Annotated in this window: 11 protein-coding genes and 1 tRNA gene; 4 read left to right on the forward strand and 8 right to left on the reverse strand. The window is 54.4% G+C overall.

Translation table 11 applies throughout. The features are described 5' to 3' along the window. Positions 1–169: 169 nt before the first annotated feature. Both KLP40_RS01245 and KLP40_RS01250 read right to left on the reverse strand, forming a co-directional pair. Entirely contained in the window at positions 170–685 is a 516-nt protein-coding gene (locus KLP40_RS01245; protein ID WP_215591696.1) for a hypothetical protein, read from the reverse strand. Continuing rightward, a complete protein-coding gene (locus tag KLP40_RS01250; RefSeq protein ID WP_215591697.1) occupies positions 685–1824 on the reverse strand; it encodes a cystathionine gamma-synthase in 1140 nt (379 codons plus the stop codon). Before KLP40_RS01250 ends, KLP40_RS01245 begins: the two co-directional genes overlap by 1 nt. Before the next feature lie 165 nt (positions 1825–1989). Between KLP40_RS01250 and KLP40_RS01255 the strand changes: the two genes are divergently transcribed. Further along, on the forward strand, positions 1990–2700 hold the full coding sequence (locus tag KLP40_RS01255) for a TVP38/TMEM64 family protein (RefSeq protein WP_215591699.1): 711 nt from the start codon (positions 1990–1992) through the stop codon (positions 2698–2700). 147 nt (positions 2701–2847) lie between these two features. Further along, positions 2848–2921: transfer RNA gene (locus KLP40_RS01260), tRNA-Arg, on the forward strand. 143 nt (positions 2922–3064) lie between these two features. On the opposite strand, the gene KLP40_RS21615 is transcribed toward KLP40_RS01260, so the two are convergent. The 3 genes from KLP40_RS21615 to KLP40_RS01275 all read right to left on the reverse strand — a co-directional run bounded on the left by KLP40_RS21615 (position 3065) and on the right by KLP40_RS01275 (position 5864). Beyond that, positions 3065–3544, reverse strand: coding sequence for a Mov34/MPN/PAD-1 family protein (locus KLP40_RS21615; RefSeq protein WP_215591701.1), 480 nt, complete (start codon positions 3542–3544; stop codon positions 3065–3067). After that, the gene (locus tag KLP40_RS01270) at positions 3541–5283 is read right to left on the reverse strand and encodes a ThiF family adenylyltransferase (RefSeq protein WP_215591703.1); all 1743 of its coding nucleotides are present in this window, start codon (positions 5281–5283) and stop codon (positions 3541–3543) included. Before KLP40_RS01270 ends, KLP40_RS21615 begins: the two co-directional genes overlap by 4 nt. Before the next feature lie 143 nt (positions 5284–5426). Continuing rightward, complete coding sequence (locus KLP40_RS01275) at positions 5427–5864, reverse strand: YegP family protein (RefSeq protein ID WP_215591704.1); 438 nt, start codon at positions 5862–5864, stop codon at positions 5427–5429. Positions 5865–6090: 226 nt separating this feature from the next. Here KLP40_RS01275 and KLP40_RS01280 point away from each other — a divergent pair, with 226 nt between their 5' ends. Both KLP40_RS01280 and KLP40_RS21620 read left to right on the forward strand, forming a co-directional pair. Beyond that, positions 6091–6504 (forward strand): helix-turn-helix domain-containing protein, encoded by a 414-nt coding sequence (locus tag KLP40_RS01280; RefSeq protein ID WP_215591705.1) that lies wholly within the window; start codon positions 6091–6093, stop codon positions 6502–6504. 238 nt (positions 6505–6742) lie between these two features. Further along, a complete protein-coding gene (locus KLP40_RS21620; protein ID WP_394369960.1) occupies positions 6743–7069 on the forward strand; it encodes an ImmA/IrrE family metallo-endopeptidase in 327 nt (108 codons plus the stop codon). Positions 7070–7424: 355 nt separating this feature from the next. Here KLP40_RS21620 and KLP40_RS01290 read toward each other — a convergent pair whose 3' ends face one another. From KLP40_RS01290 to KLP40_RS01300, 3 genes are all read right to left on the reverse strand, one after another. Then, positions 7425–8933, reverse strand: coding sequence for a hypothetical protein (locus KLP40_RS01290; RefSeq protein ID WP_215591707.1), 1509 nt, complete (start codon positions 8931–8933; stop codon positions 7425–7427). Between the two features lie 374 nt (positions 8934–9307). Beyond that, entirely contained in the window at positions 9308–12640 is a 3333-nt protein-coding gene (locus KLP40_RS01295; protein ID WP_215591709.1) for a DEAD/DEAH box helicase family protein, read from the reverse strand. Further along, positions 12640–13833: a restriction endonuclease subunit S gene (locus KLP40_RS01300; protein ID WP_215591710.1), complete on the reverse strand. Its 1194-nt coding sequence runs from the start codon at positions 13831–13833 to the stop codon at positions 12640–12642. The genes KLP40_RS01295 and KLP40_RS01300 overlap by 1 nt, the downstream gene beginning before the upstream one ends. Position 13834 lies beyond the last annotated feature (1 nt).

Here is a 13834-nt window from a genome sequence, read left to right on the forward strand (position 1 = left end):
AGCCAGCCAACTGAAGATTACCAGACTACTCCTTGCATATGTCTCATTAGGTAAAAGAAGCCTTGGCCACGGAGAAGCCCGGGGCTAACGGGTTTTTTCCGCAATAGCCGTAAAAAAAGCCGTCCGCTCTTGATTGAGCGAACGGCTTTTTACGCTGAAAACCTGCTTTTTACCAAGGCATCTTTAGGGCATCTTCCAGTTTGGTCAGCGCGCCGAACCGGACTTTGGACCGGCTATAGCGGAGCGAGCCACGCGGTACGGCCCGAGCAACATCTTCCAGCAGCCGGAACGCTGTTTTATTCGGAGCCCCTTCTAGCCCTGCGTATTGAGCCGGAAAGCCGGTAGCACTGTTCAAGGGGCCTTCTATAGTGTAGAGCGCGGTGAGACGCCACACGGCTGACAGCCGGCAAACTCTAATTTTTATTTGCTGGGCCATCGTGCGCGCAGGTACGGCCACGGTGGTGGTCAGCAGGCCTCGCCCGGCATCGACGCTATCGAGCAGAAAGCCCCGCTCCGTCAGATAGTGCCGCAGAATTTGCAGCACCGAATCCGACGGAGCCGTCGTCTGCACCAGCACCACGTTGGCTCGCGCAAAAGGCGCCGGGGCAGCTTCCGGCTGTTGGGCCGCGGCCGTACAGACAGTCAGGAGCAGTGCCAGCAGGAAGCTTATCCCAGTCAGCCGCATTACCCGATGGCCTGCTTTAAATCGGCAATGAGGTCCTCGATGTCCTCGATGCCCACGCTCAGGCGGATCAGCGAGTCGGAAAGGCCGGACTTGCGGCGCTGCTCGGCCGGGATGCTGGCGTGGGTCATGGTGGCGGGGTGGCCCGAGAGGCTTTCCACGCCGCCCAAGCTTTCGGCCAGGGTGAAGAGCTCGAACTTTTCGAGCACCGCAATGGCATCTTCCTGCTTATCCCCCTTGAGCACGAAGGACAGCATGCCGCCGAAATCGTTCATCTGCTCGGCCGCAATGGCGTGGTTGGGATGGTGGGGCAGCCCGGGCCAGTACACCTTCTCCACTTTGGGGTGGCTTTCGAGGTACTCGGCTACTTTGCGGCCGTTTTCGCAGTGGCGCTGCATGCGCACGTGCAGGGTTTTGAGGCCGCGCAGCACCAGGAAGCAATCCTGGGGACCGGGCGTGCCGCCGCAGGAGTTCTGGTAGAAGGCCAGACGCTCGTGCAGTTCATCATCGTTTACCACCACGGCACCCATTACGGTATCGGAGTGGCCGCCCATGTATTTGGTGAGCGAGTACATCACCATGTCGGCGCCCAGTTCAAGGGGCGTTTGCAGGTAGGGCGTGGCGAAGGTGTTATCGACCACCAGCCAAGCGCCGGCTTTCTTGGCTACGGCCGAGGCGGCGGCAATGTCAATCACGTTCAGCAGCGGGTTGGTGGGCGTCTCTACCCAAATCAGCTTGGTGCGCTCGGTCACGGCGGCCTCCACAGCCGTCATGTCGTGCATGGGCACGAAGTGAAAGTTGATGCCGTAGGGAGCGTACACCTTCGTGAAGAGGCGGTAGGAGCCGCCGTACAGGTCGTTGGTGCAGATGACTTCGTCGCCGGGCTGGAGCAGCTTCACGATGCAGTCGATGGCGGCCATCCCGGAGGCGAAGGCCAGGCCGTGCCGGCCGTTATCAAGGGCGGCCAGCGCGTCCTGGAGCTGGCTGCGGGTGGGGTTGTGGGTGCGCGAATATTCGAAACCCTTGTTCTGACCGGGCGAGGTCTGCACGTAGGTCGACGTCTGGTAGATGGGCGTCATGATGGCCCCGGTGGCGGGGTCGGGGTGCACGCCGGCGTGGATGGCTTTGGTTCCGAATTTCATACGGGAGGCAAGGAAAGCGAGTGGCAGATCAGTTACAAGCCAAAGGTACGAGGCTTTGGCCGAGTGGTTTTTGGCCAAAGCCGGCGGCCGGCCAGCCGTTCGGGCCGTACTTACGTTCTTACCTTCGGCCCGGCCCCATCCGTTTGGCCCGTTTGCCTGCCCGCTATGTCGTTTCTGAAAGAGCTGTTCCAGCAGAATACTTCCACCCTCGTTTCCCTGCTCGTGCTCACGCTGCTGCCCCTGGTCGGCGACAGTGTGCTGACCTGGACTCTGCACGAGCACCAGGCCTGGCTGACCAATCCCAGCCTGGGCCAGATGCTGCTTTACTTCGTGGTCGTGGCCATCACCATGACTTTTTCACTTACTCACACGACCGTGGTGGTGCTGGTAACGGCCTTTTTCTTCGGCTGGCGGGGCTTCCCGGGCATGCTGCTGACCTACATGCTGGCCGCCTACGGGGGTTACCTCTTGGCCCGGTCCCTGGACAAGGGCAAGCTCATCCGGCTGCTGGAGCGCTTTCCGAAGGCCCACGCCGTGATGAGCGAGCTGCGCCTCGACAGTTGGCGGCTGGTGCTGCTCACCCGCCTCTCGCCGGTGCTGCCCTTCGCCCTCATCACCTTTATCCTGACGGTGGTAGGCGTGCCGCAGCGGCAGTTTCTGACGGCTTCGGTGGTGGGCATGCTGCCGCGCACCCTGTTTTTCTACTGGCTCGGCACCAAGGCCCAGGACGTGCTCCGGCTCATCCAGGACCCCGACACCGGCACGACCGGCAAGGTGCTGGTGGTGGTGCTGATGGCCGTGTCGCTGTTCGGGCTTTACTTCCTCTTTACCCGGGCCATGCGGCGCGTCCTGCAGCAGGACGCGCAAAAAGATTAAAAAAATTCGGGCTGTATTTCAGCACCTTGCGGCCAGATCCGGCCTTTACGGGCCGTTTTTTTAGCCCTTGGCTTGCACGCCCCGGTTTTTCCCTGCTATCTTTGCACAACCAAAACGGAAAAACGCTTCCGGTCAGCGGTAAAAAACGGTTGTGTAGCTCAATTGGATAGAGCATCTGACTACGAATCAGAAGGTTTAAGGTTCGACTCCTTACACGACCACACAGCAACTCCGAAACACCCTGTAGGCCAGCCGCTTACAGGGTGTTTTTGTTTTCAGGTAAAACATAGGTAAAACAACCCGCTGTTTTTACGCCACCAGTTTACGCTGGTTCTTAAACATGCTTACTCCTTGGAGTGCGAATTCACAACGACTCAAGTGACACTGGCCACTTCCACCGACGGTGTAGAGTAGCTCTCCACTGAAGTTGGTCAGGTGGAGAGCCCCCGACGATAAGCAGTAGAGGTGATCGAGATCCGAATGTGTGTTGCCGAGCGAACATTGCCATCTGACGCACATCAATCGAACTGGCTGTGGGACTAGCACCTGGGTGTGTGTGCCACTCACCTAAGTAGAAAATTGGGGGCGTCTGCTTGCGAGCATCGATCAATATTTCCGACAAACCGTGCATCCCTCTAACAAAGTGGGTACGTCCATGCTGAGAGTCCGTAGGTGGGGTTGTTGCCACCACAACTGTGGCTACATGATATCTACTGTCGTAATACCCCAACAATACTCCACCCGTTTCAACAGGATGTTTTTGCTGTATCTCAGCATGAATCGCCGCTACAGCTCCTGGGCGCAGCTGCAGACAAAGTTTTCCTGTAGAAGAACACAGGATCATATTGATGGATCCATTGTGGCAAATGCAGTTAGTGAGGCTTCGCACAATGATTCCTCAGGAACGTGACCTGTCGTAAAGCTTTGCATTACCGGAAGTCCAGGCCATGCGACTCGCTGTGCAACTGGGAAAGTATAGTGTGCCCCACACATTTGCTCTAGTAACTCCACAGCTATGCCGACTAAGCCGACAACCCGATTAAGACGCGCTGGAGTGAGTGGATGCCAGCACCCCACGCCACGCGGCAGATCCAGCTGTCGAGCTTGCTGGTCTTGCTCCTGCCGGTAGGGCATGAACCAAGTGGAAAACTGCTGCCATTCAAATTGATCCGCACGGTCAGCGTAGAAAAACAGGTGCTCTGCATGCAAACTCACTGAGCAACTAGCGAAAATGGCCGTGCTACTGGTGCCAGTCAGCGGCATTGACTTCAACAGTGTATCATCAGCAGTAGCATCGATAATCAGTGTTGCCTCCTTTACGGCTCGGGCAAACGCATCATCTTCATTTGCAGGTGCCTTCACTACCAAACCTGTTACTCGGGCAGACGGAGTGCTCTGGTTGAGTCCCTTGGCCAAAGCCTGCGCCTTAGGTTGTAACAACTCTACCATGCTCAGATTGTGACGGACCAGATTACCGGCCTCTAAGATGTCTCCGTCTACGATGGTCAAATGCTGCAGCCCCATGCGCACAAGTTGCTCTGCCAGTGCTCCCCCAACTGCGCCTGCGCCTAGTAAAAGAACGCGTGCATCTCGCAATGAAGTCGCTAATCGTCCTCTACTTTGCAACTCATTCGGATGCCAGTTTTCTGCTCGAGACAGCCAACGCAGAGGGTGAGAAACTTGTAAATGCCGCTGAGCCAATACGGCACGAAGCTTTGGCTTTAGCCTTCCTCCTTTTCCCAACGCAGGTAGCAAGTGTAACGCTTGCCAGTGATAACGTTGAATAGGACCTCCAACATGAGAAGGTATAGGAGCACCAATTAGAAGCAGTGTTTCCCCCGATTCGGGTACATGCTTCCACAGTGGCATCAATAGGTCATCGAGCACAATGCCTTGCTTGGTAAAAGCTTCCCTCAACTCGTCAACTGTAGTGGGTACCTGCCACTTATGAATCACAGGCAATTCCGGCAGACGTAACCAAAAAGCTGTCATGCCCGCAACCTGTTGATCGATTTCAGTACCCCAACTAGGAGCATACAATAGTTGGCGACCTTGCGTATCGAGGAAGGAACGCAGCAGGTGCATACCATTTTTCCACCGAGTGAGCTTGGCGATGCCACTATTCTGGGACTGCGATTGCCACATGGACAATGAGGATTCATCCTCGTGATAAACTAGAACAGCTTCAGAGTCCGCAACACCTACAGTAAAATCCGGCAACTCGTATGGATCACCACACTGCACTAGTGCATCTTGTGCCGCTAGTGTAAGCCACTGCTGGGCTCGTTCCACGTGCCATAACAAGCGTGGCAGGGTTGTGTCGGGTTCCTCCGGCAATGCGTTCCGGTTAGTGGACAGTAACTGAAAGCTCGACGCCGTGCAGAGGTGACCATTACGGCAGGGTAAAAACGGATGCAATCCTCCATTGAACATCTGATGAGGAAACGTGGCAGTTATCCCCTTCTCTCCATCCACCGGATACAGTTGCGTCCTTCCCCACGGATCAGCAGCAAAATTCACGACTAACTCCCATTCAGTATGAGTGGGCACATCCGGCGTGGGCGTCGCGTTACGTAATTCCAAGCCAATGCGCAGTAACCAAGTATCAGTACTGGCCAGCCTACGCCACTCGCCCAGGACCGTTACGCCAGGTAGAGCGTCTACCAACGTGCGGCCCTGGACGAGGGCGATATGGTCTAATTCATTCGCCATCAGAGAGACCTAGATTAGGCGAAACGGCCAGGACCAGAGCTACCACCAACAGCCGGAGGTGTATATCCACCACCGCTGCCCCCGCCGGCCTTACTAAGTTCCTGCAGCAGGTCTTTGACATTGGCGATTGCACGTTTGACGTTGTACTCGCTCACATAACCCTCGGCGCTGTCAGCAATCACCTTGTTATTACCAGCCTGAAAGCGCCAACGCCACTGTTGGTCGTTGTCTTCGTAGTATTCCCACTCAGGACCTTGTCCCTTAGTGTCATTTTTTTCAGCTTTACGTTCCGGAGCAGTCGGTCCCAGTGTTTGGAATAGAGATGCACCTTTGGAACAGTCTGCTTTGTCTCGATAACCTTCGGCTGAATCAGCTACGATTTTGTTGTTGCCGTCGAGTAGCCGCCAACGCCATTCGTTGCTGCGGTCTTGGTAGTAGTTAAATCCCTTCATGATGTAGGAAAGAGGGTGATGTGAAGAAAAACCGTGCAGGTTGGCCAACTCGTAACGGTATCTACACGCTCACAATGAACGTGCCACTGTCCCTTTAATGACACTGTTTCATGTGCAACACACAACATTGTCTTACACATGACACAAAACTCACTACCTTTGACAGACGTATCCATGTCATTATGACTGGATTTTACAGTTTAGTTTCTCTTTCTTTGCCCTCACAATGTCACACCAAATCAACATCACCGCCCTTGCCGATGCCATACAACGTCGGCGCGAAGCGCACAAGTTGACGGTGCGGGCAGCCGCCGCGCAATTAGACAATGTCAGCTCGTCTACACTCTCTCGCATTGAGCGCGGGAGTTTACCGGACATTGACACATACATGACTCTATGTCACTGGCTTGGTGTGAGTCCTGCGCATTTTGCTACCACACCCAGCGCAGCCGCAGACGTACGCGAGTCTTCACTGAGTAAAGAAGATATTGTTGTACACTTGCGGGCTGACAAATTATTGAATTCTCAAACGCGCGAGGCGTTAATTACCATGATTGAAGTGGCATATGCTGCGGCCCGACGCAACTTATTACCGAATGAAGCGCACACTACTCCCTCCGGGGTTCAAGACCCGTGCTGAGCAGCAGTCGCTGGTTATCCGCCGCCGTTTAGGACTAAACGCTACACAAGCATGTCCAGCTCGACACTTGGCTGGTTTGTATGGGGTAAGCGTCACAGGCAATGCTTCACTACTGAGTCTTTTACCTCACCTGTCTGACGAGTTCGCCGATACTGATCTAGTTCGCGAGCGCCTGCTTCGTGTAAGTGACCCTGCTCTCAATTTCTCGGCATTAGTAGCCGTTGTGAGAGGTCATACTATGATTCTGTATAACGACCAACATTCTCCAGAGCGACAGGAAAGCGATATCATGCACGAGATGGCGCATGTTCTTTGCCAACACCCTGGCGACGACCTACAGTTAACATCAGATATTGGTCTGCGTGACCATGATGCTCAGTATGAAGAGGAGGCAAGTTGGCTTGGGAGTGTGTTACAGGTACCAGACGCTGGTCTTATGTGGTATGCCCGTAGAGGTTACTCTATCGAGCAAATTGCTGCACGGTATACAGCCAGTGTGGAAATGGTTACCTACCGCTGGCGAATGTGTGGTATTGCCCGTCGACTGAGTTATCACCGCGCATAGTGAACGCTTATCAGGAGGTGAGGCATTGGCTTACCGCAATTCCGATGCCTCATCATGTCGAGCAGAATTGAGGTAGAAAGCAGGTCTTAGACTGTGTATTCCACGTATAATTACCAGATAGTCTAGGTCTGAGAATCTCATGTACGAGATGCATTACATGGCTTTACACGAAGCGTGTACGCCTCGTACAACCAACAATTTCATATACACACCCTCCTTCTTCGACGGAGTTAGCTATCTATAGATCATCGGCGAGTGGATTTGCTGCTGAGTGTCACACTCCCTTTAATAGTCCATGAGAGAAACTGATCATACTCGCGCACACGCCATTTCGAGATTCCCTTTTCTGAGTCCCTCACTTCTTCAACTTGCGTGGCAGTGGAGCAAACGGGTTAGGTTTATGCTTCAAATTCACCATATCGGACATATCAACTCCGACGATACCCAAGTCGGGGTAGTGAGTCTCATCTGGCGTTGCCGACATTGCTTGTTTAAGCAGTAACCTACGCTTGATCTCGTCGATTGTAAGCCGAGATCCACCACCCTCTTCTTCTGCCTCTGCCCCTAGTTTCTCGTTTATTTTCGAGTCTACGTAGCGAGACAGTTTGCTGAACGCTTTGATAGGATTTAGTGGCGCACGCTCTAGCTGAGGTTCACCCCCCAGAATCCTTCGGTATGTAGACAGGATAATGGCTTCTACTTCCGATGCATATTCCTCAGTAGTCACTATCGAGTCGTGCACGGTGGTGAACCAAGCCGTCGGATACTGGTCGTAAATCTCGCGGCACACGTCTTCCAACATGATTTTAGCTTCGATCTTCTGTAGTAACACGGGAAAGTCTCGATGAGCTCTACTTTTCAGCAGTTCAATCACCTCAGCAACATCCGGAAACAACTGCTTGAAGTATTGGAAGGGTTCTTGGGAAGCCGACTTTGGGTTGCTGTTGTCGAAATACATGAGCGTCAACATCTCCTTCTTCGCAAGCTCACGCGTTTCGAAACGGTCTTTCCCATTCTTGTCGAAGAACTTACCCCTAAATTTCTCCGAGTTAAACTCGTAAAGTTTACCTCTCAAAACGAGTTGTGCAAAGTGGGTATTTTCAACCCCTTGGTAACGAGACTTTTGACGTCGTTTTTTAAACTCTATGGAGGGAGATGTTGATGACGACGACTTGTCACTTGTACCTGTATCAGTTTCTTGCTTGGTCACATGATCCCAGAGCACTGGATCTAGTTTCTTCAGAGACCAACTGATTCTCGACGTCTCCGACCAGAAGTCCTTCTTGAGTAGGAGCAGGAGGTGAAGAGGTTGACTGTTCTTAAGATCAAAACTGATCAGGGATTGCCCCTTGTAGGTCACAAAGTTCCGAAGAGGGCTGAGCAGTGATACAAGTGGGTTGTAAAATCGACCTCCAGCTCCATCGACAGTCAGATTCGGACGTTTTCCCCATCGCTCCACTTGGTGCATGGCGTACCAGTACTTGGCTTCAAAACTGTCACGAAGCTCGGCTTTCACCTTCTCACTCTTGACTTTTCTATCCAGACGCTTCGGCAAACGCCGCTGCATAATGGCCCTGTACAGGTCGAGGTAGTCTTTCGCCTCCTCTTTGTCGAGTTCGATATGCTCATGATGCAACCACCATTGGGCTACATGCGCAATGCGACGAATACGTACCTTCTGTTTCTCCGCCTCCTGCAGTCGGTTTTTGACAATGACGCTTTTTACGAAGTCATCTTTAATAGTACGGACCTTGAGTGGTTGATTGCGGTAAAGCTCTCCTAACCGGTAGCCGTACGTGGATTTGTCCACGATATAGGTGCCGTCCCACTCCAGTATATTGAGCTTCAGGAGCGTATCCCGCATCAAACCATACTGGTTCTGTCCCACCTCGTGTAAGACACTGATGGGAAGCGATACCCACTTTCTAGACTTACTTACGGCTGGTTTCGCGCGCTTGAATCGCTGATCACGAGTCGCACTTAATACTCTGCTCACAACATAGTAAACGAAGCTCACCCATCGTGACTCCTTGACTCCCGCAGGAGTATGCTCTCGGAGAAACGACCTCTTCAGTGACGCCGGCAGTACAACCTCGACTTTCTTCCGAACAGATTCATCCAGAAAGAGGTCAAGTTGATCCCTGAGCTTTCTTAGGTCTTTGCTACTCTGTTTATTGGCCATTGCGACAGGTTGAGCGAACCGGCCGCGTTAAAGAGCTCCATGTTCTGGCAACTCAACTACACGGCCTCCGCATATCGGTTTACACGCTCAAGCAGCAATACGACCTCACTCGCCTGGTTCTCGTTGAATACCCCAAGCAGACCGTTAGTAGACAACTCAGTGAAGGGTGCTTCAAACAACTTGTCGGTCTCCAGATAGCCGTTGCTACCCAGATACTGCACAATCAGGTCGAGAAAACGTATCTGCTGCACGTTCATCGAGGGGTTGTTGATGAAGGAGCTGAACGCCTCCCTCACTGCACTAGTTTCCAACCCGACGATGGAGCGCACAAATTTACCCAACGGCTGATTACCGTACGCCTTCTCGAACTGCTCACGGGTGCCGACCTCGCCCTGGTCGAAGAGCATGTTCTCCAAGTCCAGCAGTTCGGGCTGCCCGATGGGCTGATTCGTGCGGATTTTGTGAATGGTGAGGTGGGTCTTGCGCTCCAGCAGGTACTGCGTGACGCGCTTGCGGTAAGCGTCCAGGTTAACTCCTTTGATGACGAGTGCCTTGGGTTCAGCCACGGCCAATACCTCATCGTCCAAGCTGGTGTAGATGGGAGGACGCTTCTCCGACTGGATGAAGCGCATCAGACTACGGAGCTCCTGGCGCAGGTGCTCCAGTTTTGCCAGCGTCGTATCCGTCCAGTAAGCAGTGCCCTGCACCTGCTTGATGAGAGGCATCTTCTCCCCTACCGTGGGAATAGAGGCTCGCTTGGAGAGGGAATCGGCCAAGGAGCGGGCTTCCTGCATCAGATGAGCCGCTACAGAGCCCTTGGTCAGCAGGTCCAGTTCCATCGAGTAGCAGAGCTGATCGAAGCGTTTGGCAAGCTCGTCCTGCTCCACCTCGAATACGATAGGACCGATGTGGTCAATCAATTCCTTTACGTCCAGCTCGTTGAGCGCGCTAAAACAGTGTACGTCGCGGTACTTCTCTACTTCCCGCCAGTGCTGACGGACCAGGAAGCTCTCATCTTCCAGCTGTACCACCTGCTTGTGCAGATGCTCACGAAGTTCCTGTGCGTATTGCTGAAACTCCGGTTCCGGCTGCTTCTGTAGGTGGAAGATCAGCTTGAGGCGCTGCTCAAACAGGCGCTGGGTGAGTGATTTACCCTGCTTGGACTCGTTACCCTGGGGTTTCTGGTCGAAGAACTCGAAGTTCTCGCAGAAGTCGAAGATCAGGAAGTTCTCTTTGTCCTGGTCGTCACCGAGCAGGCCGGGGCACAGGCGGGTACCACGCCCGATCATCTGCCAGAACTTGGCACTGGACCGCACGGGCTTGTAGAAAACCAGGTTCACCACTTCCGGCACGTCAATGCCCGTGTCGAGCATATCCACGGAAACGGCAATGTGAGGCGCGCCGTCCTTCTCAGAGAACTTCTTGAGCAGGTCGTGGGCGTACGTTTCGTAGTTGTCGATGACTTTGCAGTACTCGCCCTTGTACTGCGGATACTGGGCATTGAACCGCTCCTCGATGAACTTGGCGTGGTTGTGACTGCGGGCGAAAATGATGGTTTTGCCGATTCGGTCACCTCCGGCCACCTTGATACCATGCTGCATCAGGTAAGCCAGTACCTGGTTCACGGTACCCTCGTTGAACAACCATGTGTTCAGGGCCTCGCTGTCTACCTCGTCGGGGAACTCTCCCGTGATAGGGTCGGCGAACTTCTCCTCGTACTGTAGCTTCTCGGCCGGGGAAAGCTCGGCGTAACGGATGCCTTGGCGGTGGAACTTCAGGGGTACCGATACGCTCAACGGTGGTACCAGATACTCGTCCGTCACTGCTTCCTCCAGTTCGTAGGCGAAAGTGGGCACTCCTGGCTCCAGACCGAACAGGTGGTAAGTGTCCCGGTCACCCTCGCTCTTGGGCGTGGCGGTAAGCCCCACGCGGTAGCCGTCGAAGTACTCGAAGATGGCTTTGTAGCGGTTGTAGACGGAGCGGTGAATCTCGTCGAAGATGATCAGGTCGAAGTGGCCGGGGCCGAACGTGCGCTGCTTGTTGTCGTAGCTCTGATCAATCTGATGGATCATCGTCTGGTACGTGCTGAACACGACCCGCGCTTGCGCATGCTGCTTCTCCCGCGTAAGGTCTACAGTTGGCAGATTCGGCAGACTCTTGGTGAAGGCGTTCTTGGCCTGGTAAATCAGCGCATTGCGGTCGGCCAGGAACAGCACGCGTTTCACCCAGCCGGCTTTGCTCATCACGTCGATGAGGGCAGCGGCGGTGCGGGTTTTGCCGGTGCCTGTAGCCATGACGAGCAGCGCCTCCCTCCCCTGCCCTTCTAGCACCTTGCCGACGCTACGGATGGCTTCTATCTGGTAGGACCGGTCGGCAATGGCTGGATCAACGGGGGCCTTCGACAGGGGCTGACGGGTCGTACGACGCTGAATAAGGCGCTCTAGCTCCTCCTTTTTGTAGAAACCGTGTACACGTCGGGGCGGGTACTGAACGTCGTCCCAGAGCCACGTTTCGAAGCCATTGGTGTAGAACAGCACCGGGCGCTGACCGTGCATCTGCTCCAGGCAGTCGGCATAGAGCTTGGACTGGTGCTGACCCACCTTGGGGTCCTTGCTAGTGCGCTTTGCCTCGACCAGGGCCAGGGGCTTGCCATCGTCGCCCCAGAGCACGTAGTCTACCCGACCAGGGCCATTGTTGAGCCCGTTGCCGGTGGGCATGCCCGTCACCTTGTACTCGGCCACGTTCGGCCCCTCGGGGTCCCACCCTACCTCGGCCAGCAGCAGGTCGATGTAGAGCTTGCGGGTGATAGCCTCGTTGGGGTCGGCGGGTGGCGGCAGCTTGGCGTGCGACTCCTTGGCCGCTTTCACGCGGTCCAGCTCAGCCTGCAGCTGGCGGTTCAACTCCTGGCTCTGCTGGAACGCCGCTTCTACCTCCTGGATCTTCTCCTTGTACTTGACGGCCGGAGCATCCTGAGGAACCAGATCCACGGCGAAGGCCGGTACCGGTATTCGCTCGGGGCTGTACATATTCACCACCCAAGCCGCAAAGCCGTGCATGAGTTGCAGAACGTGCAGGGCCTGCTCGGGCTTGATGGTGACGGTACCGTGGGCCGCATCATTGCCCAGCTTCCGCACCAGATTTACCTGCCGAAACAGACTGGGAGCCAGCATCTCGCGCATGGCGGGCTGATGCAGCAGCGAGTTGAGGGAGGTGTCGTAAGGAAGCTCCAGATCCTCATCGTTTTCGTACATCCACCGCACCCATTCCTCCAACGCCTTCCGACACAACACCGCCGAATATGGTGGAGCAGTGTAGATGTGCTGTTCAGATTGGAGGAGAGACGGAGCTAACGTGCTCCACTCAGCAGATAGAAACGAGAAGTTGGACATCACGAGAAATAAGAACTCAGTAAAGATGTAAACAGTGAGCTTGACTGCACTGAAGATTTTTCCAGAAGCTGCTTCTGAACCAAGATCCTTTTCGACAGTGCATCGAACTCTTCCTGAAGCTCAATCGGAGGAACTGGAATTTCTAGGTCCTTCAGCTTGCCCATTGAAATATTCAGCATTGAGCCACTGGTACCTGTTGCCGTCTTGGTCAAGTGGTAACGAATGTTTTTGTCCGTGAGGATAGCTCTGCAGTAGTACTTGCGAAGCTGAGCAGGGTCCAGATCAATTCGCCACAATTTATCGGGCAGCATCAAGTTGGGGTAGGAGTCTTCTGCGATGGCGACAGCTCCGACTAGTTCTCGCGTGTTGGCTCGAGAAAAGAGAAGGTCATCTTTTTTGACGGTGACTTTCTCCTTGACGATTTCAGATTGAACAGGAACCTTGTACTCTTCCTGCTTGAACACGCCGGAAGTGACAGCACTGATCTTCAACACACCAAACTCACCCGGCAGGAGCTCCCGATCTTCGCCACCCAAGCTAGTCCCAGCTTTAATGCCGTGAATCAGATTTCCGAACGGCAGGATGTCCCAGCCCTTTAAGTTGTGCTTAGGGTCGCCGAACATCTCGTTAAAGATACTCTGGGCCAGTTCATCGTACTTCTGCAGCAGCTTCTGGTCCTTTCGGCGTAGGGCATCGGCTTTGTCGAGGGTATCGGCAATCCGCTCCTGCTCTGCTAGAGGGGGGAGTGGAATGAGTGAGGTCTTCACGGTTTTGTCTGACACGGCCGGATAGTTCGCTCCGGTTGCTCGTGCTACCATGTCCTTGACAAATCCTTCCGATTTTGCCCAGTGAAACAAGTACCTGCTATCGAGCATGTCGGAGCGTGGCCTCAGTACACAAAAACCTGTGGAGGCAATAGCCGCGTGGAACTCGTCACTGACACGGGCAACAGCGTTCAGATTTGGTCGCACAGTAGATACCAGTACATCACCAGCATGCACAATCTGCCTTGCCCGTGATGGTGCTTCAGCAGCAGCAGTTTTGGTCGCCGCTGTCACCTTCTTGGCGTCCCTATCCACAGAGGCAATGTCCAAGTAATCGAAGTATGAACCTGCCAGCGTCACGGCTGGGTTACAAGTTCTGACTTTCACCAAACACTCGCCCACAGGTACTTTCGGATGCAGATTATTCATC

The sequence above is a fragment of the Hymenobacter piscis genome (assembly GCF_018760735.1).
Taxonomy (GTDB): Bacteria; Bacteroidota; Bacteroidia; order Cytophagales; family Hymenobacteraceae; genus Hymenobacter; species Hymenobacter piscis.

Excerpts from the sequence above, each read along its gene's own strand:
- KLP40_RS01300 (WP_215591710.1), bottom strand. The coding sequence starts at position 13,833 with ATGAATAATCTGCATCCGAAAGTACCTGTGGGCGAGTGTTTGGTGAAA.
- KLP40_RS01250 (WP_215591697.1), bottom strand. The coding sequence starts at position 1,824 with ATGAAATTCGGAACCAAAGCCATCCACGCCGGCGTGCACCCCGACCCC.
- KLP40_RS01290 (WP_215591707.1), bottom strand. The coding sequence starts at position 8,933 with ATGCGGGATACGCTCCTGAAGCTCAATATACTGGAGTGGGACGGCACC.
- KLP40_RS21615 (WP_215591701.1), bottom strand. The coding sequence starts at position 3,544 with ATGATCCTGTGTTCTTCTACAGGAAAACTTTGTCTGCAGCTGCGCCCA.
- KLP40_RS01280 (WP_215591705.1), top strand. The coding sequence starts at position 6,091 with ATGTCACACCAAATCAACATCACCGCCCTTGCCGATGCCATACAACGT.
- KLP40_RS01295 (WP_215591709.1), bottom strand. The coding sequence starts at position 12,640 with ATGTCCAACTTCTCGTTTCTATCTGCTGAGTGGAGCACGTTAGCTCCG.
- KLP40_RS01255 (WP_215591699.1), top strand. The coding sequence starts at position 1,990 with ATGTCGTTTCTGAAAGAGCTGTTCCAGCAGAATACTTCCACCCTCGTT.
- KLP40_RS01245 (WP_215591696.1), bottom strand. The coding sequence starts at position 685 with ATGCGGCTGACTGGGATAAGCTTCCTGCTGGCACTGCTCCTGACTGTC.
- KLP40_RS01275 (WP_215591704.1), bottom strand. The coding sequence starts at position 5,864 with ATGAAGGGATTTAACTACTACCAAGACCGCAGCAACGAATGGCGTTGG.
- KLP40_RS21620 (WP_394369960.1), top strand. The coding sequence starts at position 6,743 with ATGATTCTGTATAACGACCAACATTCTCCAGAGCGACAGGAAAGCGAT.